The 21,240-nt window shown below is 72.0% G+C and carries 27 protein-coding genes; 21 read left to right on the top strand and 6 right to left on the bottom strand.

Going from position 1 to position 21,240, the window contains the following annotated elements; genetic code table 11:
• Positions 1-11: 11 nt before the first annotated feature.
• The 4 genes from ACZ7JA_RS34385 (at position 12) to ACZ7JA_RS34400 (ending at position 3,414) form a co-directional block, all read left to right on the top strand.
• Entirely contained in the window at positions 12-1,001 is a 990-nt protein-coding gene (locus tag ACZ7JA_RS34385) for a heme o synthase (protein WP_389452840.1), read from the top strand.
• 69 nt (positions 1,002-1,070) lie between these two features.
• Positions 1,071-1,403, top strand: a complete 333-nt coding sequence (locus ACZ7JA_RS34390) for a hypothetical protein (protein ID WP_351669279.1) — start codon at positions 1,071-1,073, stop codon at positions 1,401-1,403.
• 100 nt (positions 1,404-1,503) lie between these two features.
• Complete coding sequence (locus ACZ7JA_RS34395; protein ID WP_389304367.1) at positions 1,504-2,610, top strand: amidohydrolase family protein; 1,107 nt, start codon at positions 1,504-1,506, stop codon at positions 2,608-2,610.
• Between the two features lie 51 nt (positions 2,611-2,661).
• Positions 2,662-3,414, top strand: coding sequence for a nucleotidyltransferase domain-containing protein (locus ACZ7JA_RS34400; protein ID WP_351669277.1), 753 nt, complete (start codon positions 2,662-2,664; stop codon positions 3,412-3,414).
• A 1-nt stretch (position 3,415) separates the two neighbouring features.
• On the opposite strand, the gene ACZ7JA_RS34405 is transcribed toward ACZ7JA_RS34400, so the two are convergent.
• Genes ACZ7JA_RS34405 through ACZ7JA_RS34420 form a run of 4 tightly spaced genes read right to left on the bottom strand, consistent with a single transcriptional unit; the run spans position 3,416 to position 7,012 of the window.
• Entirely contained in the window at positions 3,416-4,426 is a 1,011-nt protein-coding gene (locus tag ACZ7JA_RS34405) for a COX15/CtaA family protein (RefSeq protein ID WP_389452849.1), read from the bottom strand.
• 45 nt (positions 4,427-4,471) lie between these two features.
• The gene (locus ACZ7JA_RS34410; RefSeq protein ID WP_470812316.1) at positions 4,472-5,245 is read right to left on the bottom strand and encodes an ABC transporter permease; all 774 of its coding nucleotides are present in this window, start codon (positions 5,243-5,245) and stop codon (positions 4,472-4,474) included.
• Positions 5,242-6,165, bottom strand: coding sequence for an ABC transporter ATP-binding protein (locus ACZ7JA_RS34415; protein WP_351669274.1), 924 nt, complete (start codon positions 6,163-6,165; stop codon positions 5,242-5,244). The genes ACZ7JA_RS34410 and ACZ7JA_RS34415 overlap by 4 nt, the downstream gene beginning before the upstream one ends.
• Positions 6,166-6,196: 31 nt before the next feature.
• The gene (locus ACZ7JA_RS34420) at positions 6,197-7,012 is read right to left on the bottom strand and encodes an AAC(3) family N-acetyltransferase (RefSeq protein ID WP_351669273.1); all 816 of its coding nucleotides are present in this window, start codon (positions 7,010-7,012) and stop codon (positions 6,197-6,199) included.
• Between the two features lie 184 nt (positions 7,013-7,196).
• On the opposite strand from ACZ7JA_RS34420, the gene ACZ7JA_RS34425 reads away from it, so the two are divergent.
• From ACZ7JA_RS34425 to dapD, 11 genes are all read left to right on the top strand, one after another.
• Positions 7,197-7,958, top strand: a complete 762-nt coding sequence (locus tag ACZ7JA_RS34425) for a helix-turn-helix transcriptional regulator (protein ID WP_351669272.1) — start codon at positions 7,197-7,199, stop codon at positions 7,956-7,958.
• Positions 7,955-9,376, top strand: a complete 1,422-nt coding sequence (gene sufB / locus ACZ7JA_RS34430; RefSeq protein WP_199210105.1) for a Fe-S cluster assembly protein SufB — start codon at positions 7,955-7,957, stop codon at positions 9,374-9,376. The genes ACZ7JA_RS34425 and sufB overlap by 4 nt, the downstream gene beginning before the upstream one ends.
• A 56-nt stretch (positions 9,377-9,432) precedes the next feature.
• Complete coding sequence (sufD, locus tag ACZ7JA_RS34435; protein WP_389304376.1) at positions 9,433-10,617, top strand: Fe-S cluster assembly protein SufD; 1,185 nt, start codon at positions 9,433-9,435, stop codon at positions 10,615-10,617.
• On the top strand, positions 10,614-10,934 hold the full coding sequence (locus tag ACZ7JA_RS34440; RefSeq protein ID WP_199210104.1) for a non-heme iron oxygenase ferredoxin subunit: 321 nt from the start codon (positions 10,614-10,616) through the stop codon (positions 10,932-10,934). The genes sufD and ACZ7JA_RS34440 overlap by 4 nt, the downstream gene beginning before the upstream one ends.
• A 7-nt stretch (positions 10,935-10,941) precedes the next feature.
• On the top strand, positions 10,942-11,706 hold the full coding sequence (gene sufC / locus ACZ7JA_RS34445) for a Fe-S cluster assembly ATPase SufC (protein WP_351669270.1): 765 nt from the start codon (positions 10,942-10,944) through the stop codon (positions 11,704-11,706).
• Entirely contained in the window at positions 11,703-12,959 is a 1,257-nt protein-coding gene (locus tag ACZ7JA_RS34450) for a cysteine desulfurase (RefSeq protein WP_351669269.1), read from the top strand. The genes sufC and ACZ7JA_RS34450 overlap by 4 nt, the downstream gene beginning before the upstream one ends.
• Positions 12,960-12,970: 11 nt before the next feature.
• A complete protein-coding gene (gene sufU / locus ACZ7JA_RS34455; RefSeq protein ID WP_199210101.1) occupies positions 12,971-13,438 on the top strand; it encodes a Fe-S cluster assembly sulfur transfer protein SufU in 468 nt (155 codons plus the stop codon).
• Positions 13,435-13,767 carry a metal-sulfur cluster assembly factor gene (locus tag ACZ7JA_RS34460; RefSeq protein WP_131569140.1) on the top strand — a complete coding sequence of 111 codons (333 nt, stop codon included), beginning with the start codon at positions 13,435-13,437 and terminating at the stop codon, positions 13,765-13,767. The genes sufU and ACZ7JA_RS34460 overlap by 4 nt, the downstream gene beginning before the upstream one ends.
• Before the next feature lie 94 nt (positions 13,768-13,861).
• Positions 13,862-14,182: a DMT family transporter gene (locus ACZ7JA_RS34465; RefSeq protein ID WP_351669268.1), complete on the top strand. Its 321-nt coding sequence runs from the start codon at positions 13,862-13,864 to the stop codon at positions 14,180-14,182.
• Entirely contained in the window at positions 14,182-14,718 is a 537-nt protein-coding gene (locus ACZ7JA_RS34470; protein ID WP_389304380.1) for a TetR/AcrR family transcriptional regulator, read from the top strand. Before ACZ7JA_RS34465 ends, ACZ7JA_RS34470 begins: the two co-directional genes overlap by 1 nt.
• A 64-nt stretch (positions 14,719-14,782) precedes the next feature.
• Positions 14,783-15,772: a 2,3,4,5-tetrahydropyridine-2,6-dicarboxylate N-succinyltransferase gene (dapD, locus tag ACZ7JA_RS34475; protein ID WP_470812321.1), complete on the top strand. Its 990-nt coding sequence runs from the start codon at positions 14,783-14,785 to the stop codon at positions 15,770-15,772.
• Positions 15,773-16,113: 341 nt separating this feature from the next.
• On the opposite strand, the gene ACZ7JA_RS34480 is transcribed toward dapD, so the two are convergent.
• Complete coding sequence (locus tag ACZ7JA_RS34480) at positions 16,114-16,401, bottom strand: hypothetical protein (RefSeq protein ID WP_351669265.1); 288 nt, start codon at positions 16,399-16,401, stop codon at positions 16,114-16,116.
• 165 nt (positions 16,402-16,566) lie between these two features.
• Between ACZ7JA_RS34480 and ACZ7JA_RS34485 the strand changes: the two genes are divergently transcribed.
• Positions 16,567-17,217, top strand: a complete 651-nt coding sequence (locus tag ACZ7JA_RS34485) for a GNAT family N-acetyltransferase (protein WP_470812323.1) — start codon at positions 16,567-16,569, stop codon at positions 17,215-17,217.
• Between the two features lie 28 nt (positions 17,218-17,245).
• On the opposite strand, the gene dapA is transcribed toward ACZ7JA_RS34485, so the two are convergent.
• Complete coding sequence (gene dapA, locus ACZ7JA_RS34490) at positions 17,246-18,139, bottom strand: 4-hydroxy-tetrahydrodipicolinate synthase (RefSeq protein ID WP_403684348.1); 894 nt, start codon at positions 18,137-18,139, stop codon at positions 17,246-17,248.
• A gap of 156 nt (positions 18,140-18,295) precedes the next feature.
• Here dapA and ACZ7JA_RS34495 point away from each other — a divergent pair, with 156 nt between their 5' ends.
• The 5 genes from ACZ7JA_RS34495 to ACZ7JA_RS34515 all read left to right on the top strand — a co-directional run bounded on the left by ACZ7JA_RS34495 (position 18,296) and on the right by ACZ7JA_RS34515 (position 21,229).
• Positions 18,296-18,448 (top strand): hypothetical protein, encoded by a 153-nt coding sequence (locus tag ACZ7JA_RS34495; protein WP_470812417.1) that lies wholly within the window; start codon positions 18,296-18,298, stop codon positions 18,446-18,448.
• Positions 18,445-19,131: a hypothetical protein gene (locus ACZ7JA_RS34500; protein WP_389452865.1), complete on the top strand. Its 687-nt coding sequence runs from the start codon at positions 18,445-18,447 to the stop codon at positions 19,129-19,131. Before ACZ7JA_RS34495 ends, ACZ7JA_RS34500 begins: the two co-directional genes overlap by 4 nt.
• A gap of 54 nt (positions 19,132-19,185) precedes the next feature.
• Entirely contained in the window at positions 19,186-19,605 is a 420-nt protein-coding gene (locus tag ACZ7JA_RS34505) for a phage holin family protein (protein ID WP_470812325.1), read from the top strand.
• Positions 19,602-20,228, top strand: coding sequence for a DUF3618 domain-containing protein (locus ACZ7JA_RS34510; RefSeq protein WP_470812327.1), 627 nt, complete (start codon positions 19,602-19,604; stop codon positions 20,226-20,228). The genes ACZ7JA_RS34505 and ACZ7JA_RS34510 overlap by 4 nt, the downstream gene beginning before the upstream one ends.
• Before the next feature lie 263 nt (positions 20,229-20,491).
• Positions 20,492-21,229, top strand: a complete 738-nt coding sequence (locus tag ACZ7JA_RS34515; RefSeq protein ID WP_351669258.1) for an SRPBCC family protein — start codon at positions 20,492-20,494, stop codon at positions 21,227-21,229.
• Positions 21,230-21,240: the final 11 nt, after the last annotated feature.

Below are 21,240 nucleotides of genomic sequence, written 5' to 3' on the forward strand. Positions count from 1 at the left end.
CTCTGTCAGGGGTGTGCGTGACGGCCGTCGAATCCCGTCCTGGGGGCACCTCCCAGGCCCTTCAGGCACTGGGGGAGGGTGCGGTTCCTGATGCGAACCGGAGCCCGGTTCACCGGCCGTTCGGGGCCCGTGTCAAGGCGTTCGTGGCGCTGACCAAGCCGCGGATCATCGAGCTGCTGCTCATCACCACCGTTCCGGTGATGTTCCTGGCTCAGCAGGGCGTGCCCGACCTGAAGCTGGTCCTCCTCACCTGTGTGGGCGGGTACCTCTCCGCGGGCGGCGCAAACGCGCTGAACATGTACATCGACCGGGACATCGACGCGCTGATGGACCGCACCTCGCAGCGGCCGCTGGTGACCGGCATGGTCAGCCCGCGCGAGTGCCTGGCCTTCGGCATCACCCTGGCGGTCGTCTCGACGCTGCTGTTCGGGCTGACCGTCAACTGGCTGTCCGCCTGGCTGTCACTCGGGGCGCTTCTCTTCTACGTCGTCGTCTACACGATGATCCTCAAGCGGCGCACCTCGCAGAACATCGTCTGGGGCGGCATCGCCGGCTGCCTGCCGGTGCTGATCGGCTGGTCCGCGGTGACGAACTCGATGTCCTGGGCGCCGGTGGTCCTCTTCCTCGTCATGTTCTTCTGGACGCCGCCGCACTACTGGCCGCTGTCCATGAAGGTCAAGGAGGACTACGCGCGCGTGGGCGTGCCGATGCTCCCCGTGATCGCCTCCAACAAGGTGGTCGCCCGGCAGATCGTCATCTACAGCTGGGTGATGGTCGCCGTCTCCCTGCTGCTCACCCCCCTCGGCTACACCGGCTGGTTCTACACCGTGGTCGCCCTCGCGGCCGGCGGCTTCTGGCTGTGGGAGGCGCACGGACTGCAGAACCGGGCGAAGGCCGAGGTCACGGGCGTGAAGCTCAAGGAGATGCGGCTGTTCCACTGGTCCATCACCTATGTCTCCATCCTCTTCGTCGCGGTCGCCGTCGACCCGTTCCTGCGCTGACCCGCACCGGGCACAGGTCACACGGCCCTGCCCTCGCCAGTCGATCTACCCGTGAGTAGCATCCTGTCCATGGCAGACACGCAGCAGGTTGACCCCAAGGACGAGCGCCGGGCGGCGAAGCTGGCCCGGCAGATCGGCGCCTTCTCCAAGGCCCACGGCGGCGCCGAGGGCCAGGTGGCCCACATCGGCGAGCGCGGCGCCCGCATCGTGCTCGTCGGCGCGGACGGCGGCTGGGGCGACCTGGTGGCGCCCAGCACCGCCGTCGCCGAGCAGGCCGTGGAGAAGGCCGGCATCACCGTCCACGAGTCCTTCGACGGCGAGTTCGCCGCCAAGGTGACCACCGGACGCTACGAGTGGAGCCGGATGGCGGGCATCCAGGTCGGCGGCCCGAGCAACGGCTGACGCCTGGGGCCGCCAGTTCGAACGGCCCTGAGGCGGCACCGGATCGCGGGTTCACCCGTTAGGCCCTGCAAGAAGCGCAGCGCCTCCCCGGGGAGCCCGCATGATCGAAACGCCGTCCCTCGTCGACCAGTACTGCCACGGCGTGCTGCGCACCGAGCTGGGCCTCGGCACCTTCGAGGCCCGGCTCGCGCGCACCGAGGGCCCGCCGGCGCCGGGCACCACCCTCTTCGACACCCAGACCGGCTTCGCCGTACGCCGCTGGTGCCCGCCCCTGCTCGGCCTGGAGCCCCACTGCCCGCCCGCCCGGTACCTGGCCCGGCGCCGCGAACTGGGCGTCCTGGAGGCGGGCCGCCGGCTGCTGCGGGGCAGCGGGATCACCACCTACCTGGTCGACACGGGCCTGCCCGGCGACCTCACGGGCCCGGCGGAGCTGGCGTCCGCGGGCGACGCCGAGGCCCACGAGATCGTCCGCCTGGAACTCCTCGCCGAGCAGGTCGCGGACACCTCGGGCACCGTGGAGTGCTTCCTCGCCAACCTCGCCGAGTCGGTGCACGGGGCCGCCGCCGAGGCGGTCGCCTTCACCTCCGTCGCCGGCGTCAGACACGGCCTGGCCCTCGCCCCCGAGCCGCCGGGCCCGGGCGAGGTGCGGGGCGCGGCGGGCCGCTGGCTGGCCGGACGCCGGGTGGGCGGGGCGCTGACGGACCCGGTGCTGCTGCGGCACCTGCTGTGGATCGCGGTCGCCTCGGGCCGGCCCCTCCAGCTCCACGCCGGGCTCGGCGAGCCCGGCTCCCGCATCGACCGCACCGACCCGGTGCTGCTCACCGACTTCGTGCGCGCCACCGCCGGGCTCGGCACCGACCTGATCCTGCTGCACGGCTACCCGTACCACCGCCACGCCGCCCACCTCGCCGGAGTCTTCCCGCACGTGTACGCCGACTCCGGCGCGGCCCTCGTGCGCACCGGCGCCCGGGCGGTCACGGTCCTCGCCGAGATCCTCGAACTGGCGCCCTTCGGCAAGATCCTCTTCTCCAGCGGCGGCCACGGCCTGCCCGAGCTGCACGTCGTCGGCGCCCTGCTGTTCCGCGAGGCCCTGAGCCGGGTGCTGGGCGCCTGGGTCGCCGAGGACGCCTGGTCACCGGACGACGCCCAGCGGGTGGCCCGGATGGTCGCCGCGGACAACGCGCGGCGGGTCTACGCGCTGGACTGAGGGATGTGCGCAGGGGTGTGCGGCGGCGCCGGCGCCGTACAGACTGCTGCCATGCCCACCGATGCCACGCCGACCGAAGCGCTCCTCGCCCGCTTCCTGCGCGACCTCGCCCCGCTGCGGCCGCTGGCTCTCTGGGCGCACGGCTCGCTGGCCGGCGGCGACTACCAGGAGGGCCGCAGCGACCTCGACCTGATCGCGGTGCTACCGGACCCGCTCACCCTGGGCACGGTGCACGGGGTGGTCCGGACGCACCGCCGGCTGCGCGCCGCACCGCTCGCGGCCGGGCTGCACTGCACCTACCTCACCCCGGCTGCGTCGGGGGACCCCGGCCGGTCCCACCTGACCTGGGCGCACGGCCGTGTGACGCGCCGCCCGGTCACCCCCGTGACCCGGCGCGAACTGCACGACTTCGGCCGGGTGCTGCACGGCGGGCCGCCGGCCGGGCTGCTGCCGCCGGTCCCGGACCGGCAGCTCGGCGAGTTCGTCGTACGGGACCAGCGGGACTACTGGCGGCCCCATGTGGACCGCGCCCGGCTGTGGCGGCAGGACGTCTGGGTGGACCTCGGACTGCTCACCTTCGCCCGCGCCACCGTGACCCTGCGCGACGGACGGCTGGTCTCCAAGCGCGAGGCGCTGACCGAGCTGGCCGCCCTGGGCGCGCCCGCCGAGGTCGTGGAGGACATCACCCGCCGGCGCTACGGCGCTCCGGCCCCGCGGGACGAGGCCTGGCTCGCCCGCCGCGCCGGGCTGACCCGGGCCTACCTCGGGCCGGCGATCGACGAACTGGTCACCGTGTACGGATGACCTACGCGCGCGTGCCCACCGCCACCTCGGCAGAGGGGCCGGGCACGTCGAGGGCGGCCCCGGGGCGCTCCCGGAGCGCGAGCAGCACCCGCAGCACCCCGATCCACACCAGGCACGAGCCGAGCATGTGCAGGGCGACGAGGATTTCGGGCAGGTGCGTGAAGTACTGCACGTAGCCGATGACACCCTGCCCGAGCAGGATCAGGAACAGCTCCCGGGTGCGTGCCAGGGGTCCGCCGGGCGCGTCCACCGCCTTCAGCACGAACCACAGCGCGAAGGTCAGCGTCACCACGATCCAGGCGAGCACCGCGTGCAGCTTGGAGACGGTCTCCCAGTCGATCGGGATCCGCGGCACCTCCGAGGAGTCGCCCGCGTGCGGGCCGGCCCCGGTCACCACCGTGCCGACCGCGAGGAGCAGCACCGAGGCGGCCACCAGGAACCACACGAGCTGCTGCACCGCCTTGCCGACCAGCGGACGCGGCGCCTCGTCGCCCTCGCGGGTGCGCTGCCACATCACCGTGGCGATGGCGATCAGCCCCGAGGAGAGCAGGAAGTGCGCGGCGACCGTGTACGGGTTCAGGCCGACCAGGACGACGATGCCGCCGAGCACCGCGTTGCCCATGACCACCCAGAACTGCGCCCAGCCCAGCCGGGTCAGGCTCCGCCGCCGCGGCTTCTCGGCGCGCGCGGCGACGATCGCCCAGCCGACGGCGGCGCACAGCACGTACGTCAGCATGCGGTTGCCGAACTCGACGACCCCGTGGAAGCCCATGGCCCGGGTGGTGGTCAGCGAGTCCTCGGTGCAGGTCGGCCAGGTCGGGCAGCCGAGGCCCGAGCCGGTGAGGCGGACCGCGCCGCCGGTGACCACGATGATCACCGCCATGACGAGCGCGGCGAGCGCCGCCCGCCGGACGGTCCGGGGATCCGGGGTCCAGCGGTCGGCGATGAAGGCGAGCGGGTTGCGCAGCGCCGCGGTGGCGTCGGCGAGGGTCAGCTTGGGCACGTGCACCATGGTAGGCCGCCGCTTGTGCACACTTTCACGAGGGTCCATCGCGCCTCACTCCCAGCGGAAGAACTTCCCCGCCGCGGCCAGTCCCAGGACCGCCCACACCGCGAGGATCCCCAGATCGCCCCAGGGCACCCCGGCCCCGTGCTGGAGGACGTCCCGGAGCCCGTCGGAGAGCGCCGAGATCGGCAGCAGGCCGAGCACGTGCCGGCCGGCCGAGCCGAACTTCTCCAGCGGGACGACGACCCCGCCGCCGACGAGCAGCAGCAGGAAGACCAGGTTGGCGGCGGCCAGCGTCGCCTCCGCCTTCAGCGTGCCGGCCATCAGCAGGCCGAGCCCGGAGAAGGCGGCCGTGCCGAGCACCAGCAGGAGCAGTACGGCGAAGGGACTGCCGTGCGGGGACCAGCCGAGGGCGAACGCGATTGCGGTCAGCAGGATCACCTGGAGGAGCTCCGTGACCAGCACCGACGCCGTCTTCGCGGCCATCAGACCCCAGCGGGGCAGCGGGGAGGAGGCCAGCCGCTTGAGCACGCCGTAGCGGCGCTCGAAGCCGGTCGCGATGGCCTGCCCGGTGAACGCCGTGGACATCACGGCGAGGGCGAGGATGCCGGGCGCGAGGAAGTCCACGGCCTCGCCCTTGCCGGTGTCCACGATGTCCACGGAGCTGAACAGGACCAGCAGCAGGGTCGGGATCACGACCGTCAGCAGCAGTTGCTCGCCGTTGCGCAGCAGCATCCGGGTCTCCAGCGCCGCCTGCGCCGCGATCATGCGGGGGAGGGGCGCCGCGCCCGGCCTGGGGGTGTACGTACCCGACGCGGTGCTCATGAACGCAGCTCCTTGCCCGTGATCTCCAGAAAGACGTCCTCGAGGGTGTGCCGCTCGACCGAGATGCGGTCCGGCATCACCCCGTGCTGGGCGCACCACGAGGTCACCGTCGCCAGCAGCTGGGGGTTCACCTTGCCGGAGACCCGGTAGGCGCCCGGGGTCAGCTCGGCGGCCGTGCAGTCGGCGGGCAGCGCCTTCAGCAGGGAGGCCACGTCGAGGCCGGGGCGGCCGGTGAAGCGCAGGGTGTTCTCCGCGCCGCCCTTGCACAGCTCCTCCGGCGAGCCCTGGGCGATGACCCGGCCGCCGTCGATGATCGCCACGTCGTCGGCGAGCTGCTCGGCCTCCTCCATGTAGTGCGTGGTGAGGATCACCGAGACGCCGTCGGCGCGCAGGTCCCGCACCAGGTCCCAGGTGGCCCGGCGGGCCTGCGGGTCGAGTCCCGCGGTCGGCTCGTCCAGGAATACCAGCTCGGGGCGCCCGACGACGGCCATGGCGAGCGCGAGCCGCTGCTGCTGGCCGCCGGACAGCCGCCGGTAGGAGGTCCGGCCGCAGGAGCCGAGCCCGAGGCGCTCGATCAGCGCGTCCACGTCCAGCGGGTGCGCGTGCAGTCTGGCGACGTGCCGCAGCATCTCGTCGGCCCGGGCGCCGGAGTACACGCCGCCGGACTGGAGCATCACGCCGATCCGGGGACGCAGGTCGGCGGACTGCCGTACCGGGTCGAGGCCCAGGACGCGCACCGTGCCGGAATCCGGCCTCCGGTACCCCTCGCAGGTCTCGACCGTGGTCGTCTTGCCCGCCCCGTTGGGACCGAGCACGGCGGTCACTCCCGCCCGGGCCACCAGGTCCAGCCCGTCCACCGCGGTCTTCGTGCCGTACCGCTTCACCAAGGCCTCGACCTGGACCACGGGCTCACTTCGCATGAACCCAGAGTCTAGGGACGCCGCCGGGCGTTCAGACGCGGGGGTGCTGGAAGTCCTCCTCACGGGGCCGGTGCAGCGGGAGCCACCGCTGCGCGTAGGCCACCGCGTCCGCCACCGGGAACAGGCGCGCGTCGGCGGCGCCCACCTTCCCGCGCACGACGGGCCGGTCCCGTTCGAAGTCGTGGCCCAGCTCGTCGAAGCGGTCCGAGGTGATCGACACCTCGGTCACCGTCTCCCAGCCGCCGCCCGGCGCCGGCCGGCCGACGTTCACCAGCGGCGACGGGGTGCGGTACTCGGCCAGGTGGAAGCTGGTGCAGGCGTCGTAGCCGGCGCCGAGCAGCAGCACCCGGGCGTCCAGTTTCTCCAGCCGGGCCAGCGGGCTCCGCTCGCCGAGCCGGCAGTCGCGGGCGTGCCCGTCCACGATGCCGGCCGCGCGGGGGCCGAGGGCCGCGAAGGAGGTCTGCGGATGCGCGCTGCGCAGGGCGCCCGGCCAGGTCCGCACGGTCTCCGGTACGACGCCGACGCCACGCGAGGGAGTGGTCGCCGGGTCGTACGGGGGCATGGTGGCGCGGATGCGGTCCCACCACTCCTCGGGCACCCGCGGGCTGCGCCACAGCGCCGGGTCGGACTGGTCGCCGGACTGGGTGGGGACGACGAGCGTGCCGGCCGGGCCGAGCGCGTCGAGGAGCGCCTGGACGACGGCGACGGCGCCCCCGTTCACCCAGCCGAGGGAACTCAGCGAGGAGTGTGCCAGGAGGGTCTCGCCGCGTTCGACACCCAGTCGGCGCAGCTCCTCGGCCAGGCTGTCCCGGGTGAGAAGAGGGCCGGTCGGAGGGGGTGTGGACATGGTCCCGGAGTCTCTCCGACCAGGGGCCGCGGCGCCAGTGAGCCGCCTGGCCGGGCTGGGCGGGATGATCGATCAGAAGGTCATTTCCGCAGGTGGGATTAGGTATGCCTAAGTGACGCAGGGCACCGGGGGGTGATCCGGACGGCGCTTGTCAGTCTCCGAGGAATTACGCAACAATGGCGTTGTGAAAAACGTCGGCGAGGCTCGGGAGACCCCGGTGGGGACCCCGCAGGAGGAGCTCGCGACCGGGGAGCGCTCGACGCGCAACCGGGTCGCGCGGTCCATCCTGGACCACGGCCCGTCGACCGTCGCCGAGCTGGCCGGACGGCTGGGCCTGACCCAGGCCGCCGTACGCCGCCACCTGGACGCGCTCGTCGCGGACGACGTCGTGGAGGCCCGCGAGCAGCGGGTGTACGGCGCGCGCACGCGCGGCCGGCCCGCCAAGGTGTTCGCGCTCACCGACTGCGGCCGGGACGCCTTCGACCAGTCGTACGACAAGCTGGCCGCGGACGCGCTCCGCTGGATCGCCGAGCGGGAGGGCGGTCCGGAGGCGGTCGCCGCCTTCGCCCGGGCCCGGTTCGCCGCACAGGCGGAGGCCTACCGCGAGGCGATCGAGAGCGTCGGCCCCGAGCTGCGCGCCGAGGCACTGGCCAAGGCCCTCAGCGCGGACGGGTACGCTGCTGCGGCGCGCAGCGCGCCCCTTCCGCAGCGGGGTGAGCAGCTCTGCCAGCACCACTGCCCGGTCGCGCACGTGGCGGAGCAGTTCCCGCAGCTGTGCGAGGCGGAGACGGAGATCTTCGCCGAGCTGCTGGGTACCCATGTGCAGCGGCTGGCGACCATCGCGCACGGCGACGGCGTCTGCACGACGTTCATCCCCAAGATTTCGAAGTCCGACAACCAGAGCCACCAAGCATCTGCAAGCACGGCCGGGAGGAACCCCGCATGACTCTCCCCACGGAGACTGCCCACCCCGAACTCGAGGGTCTGGGTAAGTACGAATACGGCTGGGCCGACTCCGACACTGCCGGCGCCTCTGCGAAGCGCGGCATCAACGAGGACGTCGTCCGGGACATCTCCGCGAAGAAGTCCGAGCCGGAGTGGATGACGAAGCTCCGTCTCAAGGGCCTCAGGCTCTTCGAGAAGAAGCCCATGCCGAACTGGGGCTCGGACCTGTCGGGGATCGACTTCGACAACATCAAGTACTTCGTGCGCTCCACCGAGAAGCAGGCGGAGTCCTGGGAGGACCTGCCCGAGGACATCAAGAACACGTACGACAAGCTCGGCATCCCCGAGGCGGAGAAGCAGCGCCTCGTGGCCGGTGTCGCGGCCCAGTACGAGTCCGAGGTCGTCTACCACCAGATCCGTGAGGACCTGGAGGAGCAGGGCGTCATCTTCCTCGACACCGACACCGCGCTGAAGGAGCACCCGGAGCTCTTCAAGGAGTACTTCGGGACGGTCATCCCGGTCGGCGACAACAAGTTCGCGTCGCTGAACTCCGCGGTGTGGTCCGGCGGCTCCTTCATCTACGTGCCGAAGGGCGTGCACGTCGAGATCCCGCTCCAGGCCTACTTCCGTATCAACACGGAGAACATGGGCCAGTTCGAGCGGACCCTGATCATCGTCGACGAGGGCGCCTACGTGCACTACGTCGAGGGCTGCACCGCCCCGATCTACAAGTCGGACTCGCTGCACAGCGCGGTCGTCGAGATCATCGTCAAGAAGAACGCCCGCTGCCGCTACACGACCATCCAGAACTGGTCGAACAACGTCTACAACCTGGTCACCAAGCGCGCCGTCGCCTACGAGGGCGCGACCATGGAGTGGATCGACGGCAACATCGGCTCCAAGGTGACGATGAAGTACCCGGCCGTCTACCTGATGGGCGAGCACGCCAAGGGCGAGACCCTGTCCATCGCCTTCGCGGGCGAGGGCCAGCACCAGGACGCCGGCTCCAAGATGGTCCACATGGCGCCGAACACCTCGTCCAACATCGTCTCCAAGTCGGTGGCGCGCGGCGGCGGCCGCACCTCGTACCGCGGCCTGGTCGAGATCGGCGAGGGCGCCGCGGGCTCCAAGTCCAACGTGCTCTGCGACGCGCTGCTGGTCGACACCATCTCCCGCTCCGACACGTACCCCTACGTGGACGTCCGCGAGGACGACGTCTCCATGGGCCACGAGGCGACCGTCTCCAAGGTCTCCGAGGATCAGCTCTTCTACCTGATGAGCCGCGGTCTGTCCGAGTTCGAGGCGATGGCGATGATCGTGCGCGGCTTCGTCGAGCCGATCGCCAAGGAACTCCCCATGGAGTACGCCCTCGAGCTCAACCGGCTGATCGAGCTCCAGATGGAGGGCGCGGTCGGCTGACGCCACCGCCGCTCCCGTCAAGCCACTCACGTAAGAAAGCGAGCAGACCGACAGCCATGGCTGAGGCTCAGAACATCCCCGTGGGCTCCACCACCGCGGGCCAGATCGCGGTGGCCGCCGAGTCGACCGTCGCCACGCGCATGAGCGTGCCCCCGTCCTTCGACGTGGCGGACTTCCCGGTCCCGCACGGCCGCGAGGAGGAATGGCGGTTCACGCCGCTGGAGCGCCTGCGCGGCCTGCACGACGGCACCGCCGTCGCGACGGGCGCCGGCGTGAAGGTCGCCGTGGAGGCCCCCGAGGGCGTGACCGTCGAGACCGTCGGCCGCGACGACGCGCGGATCGGCCGGGCCGGCACCCCGGTGGACCGCGTCGCCGCGCAGGCGTACTCGGCGTTCGAGCAGGCCGGCGTGGTCACCGTCCCCAAGGAGACGGTGCTCACCGAGCCGATCCGCATCGCCGTGCACGGCGAGGGCGGGGTCGCCTTCGGCCACCAGGTGATCGAGCTGGGCGCCTTCGCCGAGGCCGTCGTCGTCATCGACCACACCGGTGACGCGGTCCTCGCCGCGAACGTCGACTACGTCCTGGGCGACGGCGCCAAGCTGACCGTCGTCTCCGTCCAGGACTGGGACGAGAAGGCCGTCCACGTGGCCCAGCACAACGCGCTGATCGGCCGGGACGCCTCCTTCAAGTCCGTGGTCGTCACCTTCGGCGGCGACCTGGTCCGGCTGCACCCGCGCGTGGAGTACGCCGGTCCCGGCGGCGAGGCCGAGCTGCTCGGCCTGTACTTCACCGATGCCGGGCAGCACCAGGAGCACCGCCTGCTGGTCACCCACAACACTCCGCACTGCAAGTCGAACGTCGTCTACAAGGGCGCGCTCCAGGGCGACGACGCGCACGCCGTCTGGATCGGCGACGTGCTCATCGAGGCCGCCGCCGAGGGCACGGACACCTACGAGATGAACCGCAACCTCGTCCTCACGGACGGCGCGCGCGTCGACTCGGTGCCGAACCTGGAGATCGAGACCGGTGAGATCGTCGGCGCCGGCCACGCCTCCGCCACCGGCCGCTTCGACGACGAGCAGCTCTTCTACCTGATGGCCCGCGGCATCCCCGAGCAGGACGCCCGTCGCCTGGTGGTCCGTGGCTTCTTCGCCGAGCTGGTCCAGCAGATCGGCGTCGCCGACATCGAGGAGCGCCTGCTCACCAAGATCGAGCAGGAGCTGGAGGCCTCGGTCGCATGACGTCCTTCGTACGCGCCTGCGGGCTGAGCGAGCTGGAGGAGGACACCCCGAAGCGGGTGGAACTCGACGGCACGCCGGTCTCGGTCGTGAAGACGGAGGGCGAGGTGTTCGCCATCCACGACATCTGCTCGCACGCGAACGTCTCCCTCTCCGAGGGCGAGGTGGAGGACTGCCAGATCGAGTGCTGGCTGCACGGCTCCGCCTTCGACCTGCGCACCGGCAAGCCGTCCGGCCTGCCCGCGACGCGCCCCGTCCCCGTATACCCCGTAAAGATCGAAGGGGACGACGTTCTCGTCTCCCTCACCCAGGAGTCCTGAGGCACCCATGGCAACGCTTGAAATCCGAGACCTGCACGTCACCGTCGAGGCCGACAACGCCACGAAGGAGATCCTCAAGGGCGTCGACCTGACCGTGAAGCAGGGCGAGACGCACGCCATCATGGGCCCCAACGGCTCGGGCAAGTCGACCCTCGCCTACTCGCTCGCGGGTCACCCGAAGTACACGATCACCAGCGGCACCGTGCTGCTCGACGGCGAGGACGTCCTGGAGATGTCCGTCGACGAGCGCGCCCGCGCGGGCCTGTTCCTGGCGATGCAGTACCCGGTCGAGGTCCCCGGCGTCTCGGTCTCCAACTTCCTGCGCACCTCCGCCACCGCCGTCCGCGGCGAGGCCCCGAAGCTGCGCACCTGGGTGAAGGAGGTCAAGGAGGCCATGGAGCGCCTCAACATGGACCCGTCCTTCGCCGAGCGCAACGTCAACGAGGGCTTCTCCGGCGGTGAGAAGAAGCGGCACGAGATCCTCCAGCTCGAGCTGCTCAAGCCGAAGGTCGCGATCCTCGACGAGACGGACTCCGGTCTGGACGTCGACGCCCTCCGCATCGTCTCCGAGGGCGTCAACCGCGTCCGCGAGACCGGCGAGGTCGGCACCCTGCTGATCACGCACTACACGCGCATCCTGCGCTACATCAAGCCCGACTTCGTCCACGTCTTCTCCGCCGGCCGGATCGTGGAGTCCGGCGGCGCCGAGCTCGCCGACAAGCTGGAGGAAGAGGGCTACGAGGCTTACACGAAGGGTGGCGCATCCGCGTGACGCAACTGCCGGGCCTCCTCGACACCGAGGCGATCCGCAAGGACTTCCCCATCCTGGACCGCGCGGTCCACGACGGCCGGAAGCTCGTGTACCTGGACAACGCGGCGACCTCGCAGAAGCCGCGTCAGGTGCTGGACGCCCTGAGCGAGTACTACGAGCGCTACAACGCCAACGTCCACCGCGGTGTGCATGTGCTCGCCGAGGAGGCCACGGCGCTGTACGAGGGCGCGCGCGACAAGGTCGCCGAGTTCATCAACGCGCCCAGCCGCGACGAGGTGATCTTCACCAAGAACGCCTCCGAGTCGCTGAACCTCGTGGCCAACATGCTGGGCTGGGCCGACGAGCCCTACCGGGTGGACCACGAGACCGAGATCGTCATCACGGAGATGGAGCACCACTCCAACATCGTGCCGTGGCAGCTGCTCGCGCAGCGCACGGGCGCGAAGCTGAAGTGGTTCGGCCTCACCGACGACGGCCGGCTCGACCTGTCCAACATCGACGAGGTCATCACCGAGAAGACGAAGATCGTCTCCTTCGTGCTGGTGTCCAACATCCTGGGCACGGTCAACCCGGTCGAGGCGATAGTCCGCCGGGCCCAGGAGGTCGGCGCGCTGGTGTGCGTCGACGCCTCGCAGGCCGCGCCGCACATGCCGCTCGACGTCCAGGCCCTCCAGGCCGACTTCGTGGCCTTCACCGGTCACAAGATGTGCGCCCCGACCGGCATCGGTGTGCTGTGGGGCCGCCAGGAGCTGCTGGAGGACCTGCCCCCGTTCCTCGGCGGCGGCGAGATGATCGAGACGGTGTCGATGCACTCCTCGACCTACGCCCCGGCGCCGCACAAGTTCGAGGCGGGCACGCCGCCGATCGCCCAGGCGGTCGGTCTCGGCGCGGCGATCGACTACCTGAGCGCGCTCGGCATGGACAAGATCCTCGCGCACGAGCACGCGCTCACCGAGTACGCGGTGAAGAGGCTCGCCGAGGTGCCGGACCTGCGGATCATCGGCCCGACCACGGCCGAGGACCGCGGGGCCGCGATCTCGTTCACACTGGGCGACATCCACCCGCACGACGTGGGCCAGGTGCTCGACGAGCAGGGCATCGCGGTACGCGTGGGTCACCACTGCGCGCGCCCCGTCTGCCTGCGGTACGGAATTCCCGCGACCACGCGAGCGTCGTTCTATCTGTACTCCACGCCGGCGGAGATCGACGCTCTGGTCGACGGGCTGGAGCACGTACGGAACTTCTTCGGATGAAGGGCTGACGCGTGAAGCTGGACTCGATGTACCAGGAAGTCATCCTGGACCACTACAAGAACCCGCACGGGCGGGGCTTGCGGGATGGCGACGCCGAGGTGCACCACGTGAACCCGACGTGCGGCGACGAGATCACCCTCCGAGTGAAGTACGACGGCACGACCATCGAGGACGTCAGTTACGAGGGCCAGGGCTGTTCCATCAGCCAGGCCTCCGCCTCGGTGCTGAACGAGCTGCTGGTCGGCAAGGACCTGGCCGACGCGCAGAAGATCCAGGAGACCTTCCTGGAGCTGATGCAGTCCAAGGGCAGGATCGAGCCGGACGACGCCATGGAGGAGGTGCTGGAGGACGCGGTCGCGTTCGCCGGCGTCTCCAAGTACCCCGCCCGGGTCAAGTGCGCCCTCCTGAGCTGGATGGCGTGGAAGGACGCGACGGCCCAGGCACTGGACGGCGCCGACGCCGAAAGGAAGACGGCATGAGCGACACCGTGGAGATGAAGCCCGCCTCCGAGGAGGAGCTCCGCGAGGCCCTGATGGACGTCGTCGACCCCGAGCTGGGCATCGACGTCGTCAACCTGGGCCTGATCTACGGCATCCACGTCGACGACGCGAACATCGCGACCGTCGACATGACCCTGACGTCCGCGGCCTGCCCGCTGACGGACGTGATCGAGGACCAGGCCAAGTCCGCCACGGACGGCCTGGTCAGCGAGTTGCGCATCAACTGGGTCTGGATGCCGCCGTGGGGCCCCGACAAGATCACGGACGACGGGCGCGAGCAGCTTCGCGCGCTCGGCTTCAACGTCTGACGCAGCACCCCGCGAAGGGGGCCGCGGCCGTGTGCCGCGGCCCCCTTCCGCATGTCCGGCCCGGGCACGGGCACCGATGTGTACGCTCGTACACATGGGATACCTCTGGCTCGCCTGCGCCATCGCCGCCGAGGTCGTCGCGACGACCGCGATGAAGTACAGCGAGGGCTTCAGCAGGCCGGTGCCCTCCCTGGTGACGGCCCTCGGCTACGTCGTCGCCTTCGCGCTGCTCGCCCGGACCCTGCGGACGGTGTCGATCGGCACGGCGTACGCGATCTGGTCGGGCGCGGGGACGGCGACGATCGCCGTCATCGGCCTGACGCTCTTCGGGGAGGGGCTGAGCACCGCCAAGGTCGCCGGGATACTCCTGATCATCGGGGGAGTGGTGGTCCTGAACCTGGGCGGTGCGCACTGATGCCCCGCCGTCATGACCCCGGCCGTCGGCAGCGGATCATCGACGCGGCGCTCCGGGTCGCGGGGGAGAAGGGCATCGCGGGGCTCAGCCACCGCTCGGTGGCCGCCGCGGCGGACGTGCCGCTCGGCTCCACGACGTACCACTTCGCCGGCCTGGACGACCTGCTGGTGGCCGCCCTGGAGCAGGCCGGCGAGGGGTTCGGCGACGTGCTCGACGCCGACGGGGTCCTCGCCGACCCGGACGCCGACCTCGCGGCGGGCCTCGCGCGGGTCCTCGGCGACTGGCTGGCCGGCGACCGGCCGGGGGCGGAGCTGGAGTACGAGCTGTACCTCGCCGCGCTCAGACGCCCCGCCCTGCGGCCCGTCGCCGCGCGCTGGACGCGCCGGACGGCCGCGCGGCTGGCCGAACGCACCGATCCGCGGACGGCCCGGGCCCTGCTGGCGCTGATGGACGGCATCTGCCTCCAGGTGCTGCTCACCGGCGGTTCCTACGACGAGGAGTACGCGCGCGACGCCCTGGCCCGGCTGATCCTCTGAGGCGGCGACCGGCACGTGAGACACGGTTCGCTCCGGCGCCCCCGCCCACGTTAGGTTTTCCCACATGACCGACACGACTGCTTCCCGCACCACCGGTGCCGTGGCCGCCGGCCTCGCCACCATCGCCTCCGACGGCACCGTTCTCGACACCTGGTTCCCGGCCCCCGAGCTGGTCGCGGACCCCGGCCCGGCCGGCACCGAGCGGCTGTCCGCCGAGCGGGCCGCGGAGCTGCTGGGCGGCGGTGCGACCGCGGCGACCGGCCCGGACGCCCGCCGGGGCGTCGAGGTGGTCGCGGTCCGTACGGTCATCGCCTCGCTGGACGAGAAGCCGGTCGACGCGCACGACGTCTACCTGCGCCTGCACCTGCTCTCGCACCGCCTGGTCAGGCCGCACGGCCAGAACCTGGACGGCGTCTTCGGTCACCTCGCCAACGTCGCCTGGACCTCGCTCGGCCCGGTCGCCGTCGACGACATCGAGAAGGTGCGGCTGAACGCCCGCGCCGAGGGCCTGCACCTCCAGGTCACCTCGATCGACAAGTTCCCGCGCATGACGGACTACGTCGCCCCGAAGGGCGTCCGCATCGCCGACGCCGACCGGGTGCGCCTCGGCGCCCACCTCTCCGAGGGCACCACGGTCATGCACGAGGGCTTCGTCAACTTCAACGCCGGCACGCTCGGCACCTCCATGGTCGAGGGCCGCATCTCCGCGGGCGTCGTGGTCGGCGACGGCTCCGACATCGGCGGCGGCGCCTCCACCATGGGCACGCTGTCCGGCGGCGGCAACGTGATCATCGCCATCGGCGAGCGCTGCCTGGTCGGCGCCGAGGCGGGCGTGGGCATCGCGCTCGGCGACGAGTGCGTGGTCGAGGCCGGCCTGTACGTCACCGCGGGCACCCGCGTCACCATGCCCGACGGCCAGATCGTCAAGGCCCGCGAGCTCAACGGCGCCTCCAACATCCTCTTCCGCCGCAACTCGGTCACCGGCGCGGTCGAGGCCCGCCCGAACAACGCGGTCTGGGGCGGCCTGAACGACATCCTGCACAGCCACAACTGATCACGGGCGGCCGGTGAGCGCCCTTCCGCGGCCCCCGGCGGCCCGGGGAGGGCGCTCACCCGCATCCGCCGCCGTACCTCCGGTTCGTCCCGCAGCCGGACACGAACCGCACAACGGCCGCCGCCGGCCGGCCCGTTGTCAGTGCCCGCGCCTATGGTCTCCAGTGCGCGGCCGGCTTCCGGGGGTTCCAGCTCCGAACGAATGGTTTCATCCCCGGCCTGTCCGGGGGCGGCCCGGAGACCCTGTCCGGGACCCAACCGACGACCGGGCTTCGTCGATGGCCACGAGATGACCCGCCAGCGCCGGCCGCGCACCTCCTCTCGGGTTCCACCTCGGCCTGGTCAGCCCATGAAGACGCTGTGCGTTCCGGGTACCTGTACCGCCAGCCCCGGGGGGATGACCTGGACGACGCCGCCTGCGCAGCCCGGAACGTTGTGGACCAGGGCGGGTGTGTCCGTGAAGTTGAAGACGGTGGACAGCCGGGTTATCTCGAAGCAGCCCTTCGGGTCGTCGTGACGGACCCCGTCGATCGCGAGGAACCCGGTCGCGGCGAAGGTCGAGCCCGGTACGGCGAGCGCGAGCGATCCGGCGGCGGCGAGTGTGGCGAGTGTCGAGCCGATGCGACGCATGGCGAACCTCCCGGCTTGGCGGCCCGGGGACGTCCCGGCCCTGCAACCGACCGTACGGAAGCGTGCACGCACCGCATCCGGGCGTCCCCCAAGTGGGCGACGGCGGCCGCCGTCGCCCGGTGAAAATCGGATGCGGCGGCCGGGTGGGCTGGCTACCGTCCGGGCGTGGCCTACACCTATCCGCCGCTGAACGTCGAAGTCCGCACGCCGCGTCTGACGCTGGCCGGCGCGTCCGACGAACTGCTGGAACGTCTCGTGCCGCTCGTGCGCGCCGGGGTCGCCGACGCCGAGCCGTGGCCGTTCGACGATCCGATCTCGTTCTACGCCGACAGCCCCGAACGCGAGTGGCGGTGGCTGCGCGGCATCTGGGCCGGCCGGGGCCGCGTGAGTCCGGATGCGTGGCGGCTGTACTTCGTGGTGATGGTCGACGGCGAACCGGTCGGCATGCAGGACCTCATCGGCAGGAACTTCACCCGGTTCGGCACCGTGTCCAGCTTCTCGTGGCTCGCCCCCGCCAGCCGCGGACAGGGACTCGGCAAGGAGATGCGGGCGGCGATCCTGCATCTGGCCTTCGCCGGGCTGGGCGCACGCGAAGCGGGCAGCGACGCCTTCGTCGACAACACGGCGTCCAACCGCGTCTCCCATGGGCTGGGTTACGAACCGAACGGCACGGACTGGGACACCCGCCGTGGCGACCCCGCAAGGATCCAGCAGTGGCGGCTCACCCGGGACGCGTGGGAACGGGTCCGCCGGGACGACATCGAGCTGACCGGCGTCGAGGAATGCCTGCCCGTTCTGGGCATCGGCACGATCTGACACGACCGTCACGGCCCCGCCGGGCCGGTCAGGGTGCGACGAGCCGTTCGTACAGTGCCGCCAGTGCGTCGGCCGTCTCCCGGCCGGCGGGCAGCAGGGGCGGTCGTACCGGGCCCGCGGGCAGGCCGAGCCGGCCGAGCAGGGCCTTGGCGGTGACCGTGCCGGGCAGGCCCGCGTCCATCATCGCCTCGATCAACGGCGTCACGCCCAGCTGGAGTTCGGCCGCGCGGGCCGTGTCGCCCGCGTCGAACGCGTCCAGGACGGCGGCGATCCGCCCCGGCACCGCGTTCGCGACCGTGCTGACACAGCCCGCCGCGCCCACCGCGTACAGCGCGAGCACGTGCTCGTCGCAGCCCGCGTAGTACGCCAACTCCGTCGCCGCCAGCACCTTCTGGGTGCCGAGGAAGTCGTACGAGCAGTCCTTGACCGCGACGATCCGGGGGTGTTCGGCGAGCCGGATCATCGTCTCCGGCTCGATCCGGGTGCCGGTGCGGCCCGGGATGTCGTAGAGCATCACCGGCAGCCCGCTCGCGTCGGCGACCTGCCGGAAGTGCGCTTCCAGCGCCTCCTGCGGCGGCCGGCTGTAGTACGGCGTCACCACCAGTACGCCGTCGGCGCCCGCCTTCTCCGCCGCCCGGGCCCCCTCGGCCGTGTGCCGGGTGTCCGCCGTGCCGACGCCGGCCACCAGCGCGGCCCGGTCGCCGACCGCCTCCCGGACGGCCGCGATCAGGTCCGCCTTCTCGGTGTCCGTGGTGGTGGGCGACTCGCCCGTGGTGCCGCTCAGCACCAGCCCGTCGCAGCCCCCGGCCACGAGCCGGTCCGCCAGCCGCCCGGCGCCCTCCAGGTCGAGTGCGCCCGCCTCGGTGAACGGGGTGATCATCGCGCACAGGGTGCGGCCGAAGGGCTTGCGTCGGGTCGTCATGCAGGTAGTCTCGGCCGGACGACGGTGAAGCTCTACTTAATTCTGCTACCAGGTATTGGTAAGCATTACTGAATAGTGGGGGTGGTGGCCGAAGGTCCTGTGTCCAAGTCGGCCGACATGGGTCACTATGAGTCGGGACGGTCATTGACGTCGGTCATGGGAGGCACCATGAAGCTCGGCAAGGCACTGGCCACCGGAGTCGCCGAGGAGCGGCCCCTCGTCCGTCAGGAGGAGCCGGAGCTCCCCGAGGAGATCACCCGCACCGCACCGGCCGAGCCGGCCCGCGAAGAGGTACCGGCGGCCCGATGAGGCTGCGGCTCCCGGTGGAACGCCCGACGGAGCCGCCGACCGGATACAAGATCGCCCATCCGGTGCTGTCGCAGGACGGCGCCCGGGCCGGGTTCACCGGTGTGTCCCTGGGTGGCGCGCTGCCGTACGGCGTGCTCGACGACGCGTCCTGCGTCTACGGGCGGCGGCACCGTGCGCCCGCGCGGCTGTGCGACTGCGGCTTCCACTGCGTGCACGACCGCACGGCCGCCGAGGCCCTGCTGTGCACCGCCGAGCACCGGGCCGCGGTCCTGCTCGAAGTATCCGTGCTCGGCGCCTACATCCGCTTCGAGCGCGGCTTCCGGTACGCCCGGCAGCGGGTGCGCACGGCGACCGTGGGCCCGTGCGCCTGCGGGGCCGGGGCGGTCGCGCTCGCCGACGCCGGCTGGGGCAGGCCCGGCTGGCAGGCCCTGGCGCCCGCGTGCGCGGGCTGCGCGGGGGCTCGTACGGCCGTCCCGCTCGCCGGGTTCGCCCGGCTGGCCGGAGAAGGGCTGCGGGTGGTGGCGGCCGCCGCCGCGCCGTCCGCCGCGTTGACGGCCGACGGCGACCTGGGCGTACCCGAACTCGTGGCCGAGGCGGCCCTGTTGCAGGCCCGGCTGGACTGGTTCCAGACGCAACTCGCCCGGCTCGGCTCACCCGGGACGGGGGGAGAGGGGAGAGGGTGACGGACCCGGGCCTGGGTACTCGGGGGGTTCCGTACGGAGGAGGAGGCGGAACACGTGACCGTGACCTCGCAGACACGGCCCTCTGTCGACGGGCACCCGTCCACGGGTGAACTCGTCAGCCGGGCCACCGAACAGCTTTCCCGGCTCCTGCGGCAGGAGGTCGCCCTCGCCAAGGAGGAGCTGGCCGAGAAGGGGCGCCATGCCGGACGGGGCGGCGGACTGCTCGGTGCCGCGGGCGCCGTCGGTTACGTCGGCCTCATCACCCTGGCCGGCGCCGCCACCGCCGCGATCGCCCTCGCGCTGCCCGTGTGGGCGTCGGCGCTGATCGTCGCCGTGGTGTTCTTCGCCGTGGCCGGTCTGCTGGCCATGGCCAGCCGGGCCCAGTTGCGCCGCGCGACCCCGCCCAAACCCGAGGCGACGCTCGACAGCGTCAAGGCGGACGTCGACGTGATCAGGGAAAGGGCACACCGATGAGCCACAAGAACCCGCACGGCTCGGGCGCCAAGGGCCCCGACGAACTGCGGCACCAGATAGAGCAGACCCGCAGCCAGCTCGGCGACACCGTCGAGCAGCTCGTCGGCAAGGTCGACATGAAGGGACGGGCCAAGGCCCGCGCCGCCGACCTGAAGGACAAGGCCGGCGCCATGACGGTGCAGCTCCGCTCCAGCGCCGCACAGGCCGGGCACACCGTGCAGGAGCGGGCGGCCAGGACCGGGCACGCGGTGCAGGAGCGGTCCAGTCACGCCCGGCACGCGGTGCAGGAGCGGTCCAGTCACGCCCGGCACGCGGTGCAGGAGCGGTCCGGCCACGCCCGGCAGGCGGTCCAGGACCGTGCCGCCCCGGCCAGGCACGCCCTGCAGGAACGCGCCACGAGCGCCGGGCACGCACTGCAGGAGCAGGCCACCAGTGCCGGTCACGCACTGCAGGAGCGGGGTGCGCGTGCGCGGCACGCGGGCGACGGCCTCCGGCAGTCCCTGCACCGGGCGCTGGACGCGGGCAGGCGGCACCCCGGACCGGTGCTGGCCGCGGGCGCCCTGACCGCCGCCGCGATCGCGGCGGCCGTCACCTGGCGCCGGCAGCGCAGCCGCTGCTCCTGACCCGCTCCGGACCGCCTGTCCCGCCGGCGGGACGGCGTCGCCGACCACCCTCGCACCGCGGACTTCGTCCTCCTGGACGGGAAACGGTGCGAGGGTGGTCGCATGCCGGACGTGACCGTGACCGAGGACCCCGAGGCGGCGGCCGCCGCCGCCGGACCCGCTGAGGGCCCGGCTGCCGGCGGAGCCGGCCGCGGCCGCCGGATCGTCGTCGCCCTCCACCCCACGGTCCGGGACCGGACCGAGAGCCGAGCAGGAGCCCCGCCATGCCCGAGGAATTCGAGATCGTCCGCGAGTTCGAGGTCGACGTCCCGCCGGAGAAGGTCTGGGAGGCGATCACCACCGGTACCGGCGGCTATCTGTGGCCGATGGACCCGCCCGAGCCCAGGGAGGGCGGCCGGGGCCCCTTCGGATCCACCGTCACCGCCTGGGACCCGCCCCACCGCTACACCAGCCGCAGCGAGGACGTGGGCATGCCCGGCCAGTCGCTGAACCAGCTCGACCACACCGTCGAGCCCCGCGACGAGGGCCGCCGCGCCCGGGTGCGCTACGTGCACAGCGGGATCTTCACCGGCGACTGGAACAACCAGTACGACGGCGCGAGCAAGCACACCAACTTCTACCTGCACACGCTGTGCGAGTACCTCACGCACTTCGCGCCCCGCCCCGTCGCCTTCGCCCAGGTGCACGGGCCCGCGGCCTCGGCGACGCCCGGGGCGCTCGCCGCCGTCGCCCGGGCCCTCGGGCTCGCGGACGACGCGGCCGCGGGCACGAAGACCGGCGTCCGGGGGCCCGGCGGGCGGACCCTGGACGCCGTGGTCGACTACCGGAACCCGTACTTCATCGGGCTGCGCACCGACAGCGCCCTCATCCGCTTCTTCGGACGCGGCCACTGGGGCGCCCCGCTCGGCGTCAGCGTCCACGACTTCGCGCCCGGCGCCGACGGCCCGGCGAACGAAGCCGCCTGGCAGGACTGGCTGAACGGCGTGTTCCGCCAGCCCTGAACCGGGCCGGA

This window comes from Streptomyces sp. NPDC038135, assembly GCF_055601245.1.

Bases quoted from the DNA above. Each gene is read 5' to 3' on its own strand.
- ACZ7JA_RS34390 (WP_351669279.1), top strand. From the start codon at position 1,071: ATGGCAGACACGCAGCAGGTTGACCCCAAGGACGAGCGCCGGGCGGCG.
- ACZ7JA_RS34395 (WP_389304367.1), top strand. From the start codon at position 1,504: ATGATCGAAACGCCGTCCCTCGTCGACCAGTACTGCCACGGCGTGCTG.
- ACZ7JA_RS34400 (WP_351669277.1), top strand. From the start codon at position 2,662: ATGCCCACCGATGCCACGCCGACCGAAGCGCTCCTCGCCCGCTTCCTG.
- ACZ7JA_RS34405 (WP_389452849.1), bottom strand. From the start codon at position 4,426: ATGGTGCACGTGCCCAAGCTGACCCTCGCCGACGCCACCGCGGCGCTG.
- ACZ7JA_RS34410 (WP_470812316.1), bottom strand. From the start codon at position 5,245: ATGAGCACCGCGTCGGGTACGTACACCCCCAGGCCGGGCGCGGCGCCC.
- ACZ7JA_RS34415 (WP_351669274.1), bottom strand. From the start codon at position 6,165: ATGCGAAGTGAGCCCGTGGTCCAGGTCGAGGCCTTGGTGAAGCGGTAC.
- ACZ7JA_RS34420 (WP_351669273.1), bottom strand. From the start codon at position 7,012: ATGTCCACACCCCCTCCGACCGGCCCTCTTCTCACCCGGGACAGCCTG.
- sufB (WP_199210105.1), top strand. From the start codon at position 7,955: ATGACTCTCCCCACGGAGACTGCCCACCCCGAACTCGAGGGTCTGGGT.
- sufD (WP_389304376.1), top strand. From the start codon at position 9,433: ATGGCTGAGGCTCAGAACATCCCCGTGGGCTCCACCACCGCGGGCCAG.
- ACZ7JA_RS34440 (WP_199210104.1), top strand. From the start codon at position 10,614: ATGACGTCCTTCGTACGCGCCTGCGGGCTGAGCGAGCTGGAGGAGGAC.
- sufC (WP_351669270.1), top strand. From the start codon at position 10,942: ATGGCAACGCTTGAAATCCGAGACCTGCACGTCACCGTCGAGGCCGAC.
- ACZ7JA_RS34460 (WP_131569140.1), top strand. From the start codon at position 13,435: ATGAGCGACACCGTGGAGATGAAGCCCGCCTCCGAGGAGGAGCTCCGC.
- ACZ7JA_RS34465 (WP_351669268.1), top strand. From the start codon at position 13,862: ATGGGATACCTCTGGCTCGCCTGCGCCATCGCCGCCGAGGTCGTCGCG.
- ACZ7JA_RS34470 (WP_389304380.1), top strand. From the start codon at position 14,182: ATGCCCCGCCGTCATGACCCCGGCCGTCGGCAGCGGATCATCGACGCG.
- dapD (WP_470812321.1), top strand. From the start codon at position 14,783: ATGACCGACACGACTGCTTCCCGCACCACCGGTGCCGTGGCCGCCGGC.
- ACZ7JA_RS34480 (WP_351669265.1), bottom strand. From the start codon at position 16,401: ATGCGTCGCATCGGCTCGACACTCGCCACACTCGCCGCCGCCGGATCG.
- dapA (WP_403684348.1), bottom strand. From the start codon at position 18,139: ATGACGACCCGACGCAAGCCCTTCGGCCGCACCCTGTGCGCGATGATC.
- ACZ7JA_RS34495 (WP_470812417.1), top strand. From the start codon at position 18,296: ATGGGAGGCACCATGAAGCTCGGCAAGGCACTGGCCACCGGAGTCGCC.
- ACZ7JA_RS34500 (WP_389452865.1), top strand. From the start codon at position 18,445: ATGAGGCTGCGGCTCCCGGTGGAACGCCCGACGGAGCCGCCGACCGGA.
- ACZ7JA_RS34510 (WP_470812327.1), top strand. From the start codon at position 19,602: ATGAGCCACAAGAACCCGCACGGCTCGGGCGCCAAGGGCCCCGACGAA.
- ACZ7JA_RS34515 (WP_351669258.1), top strand. From the start codon at position 20,492: ATGCCCGAGGAATTCGAGATCGTCCGCGAGTTCGAGGTCGACGTCCCG.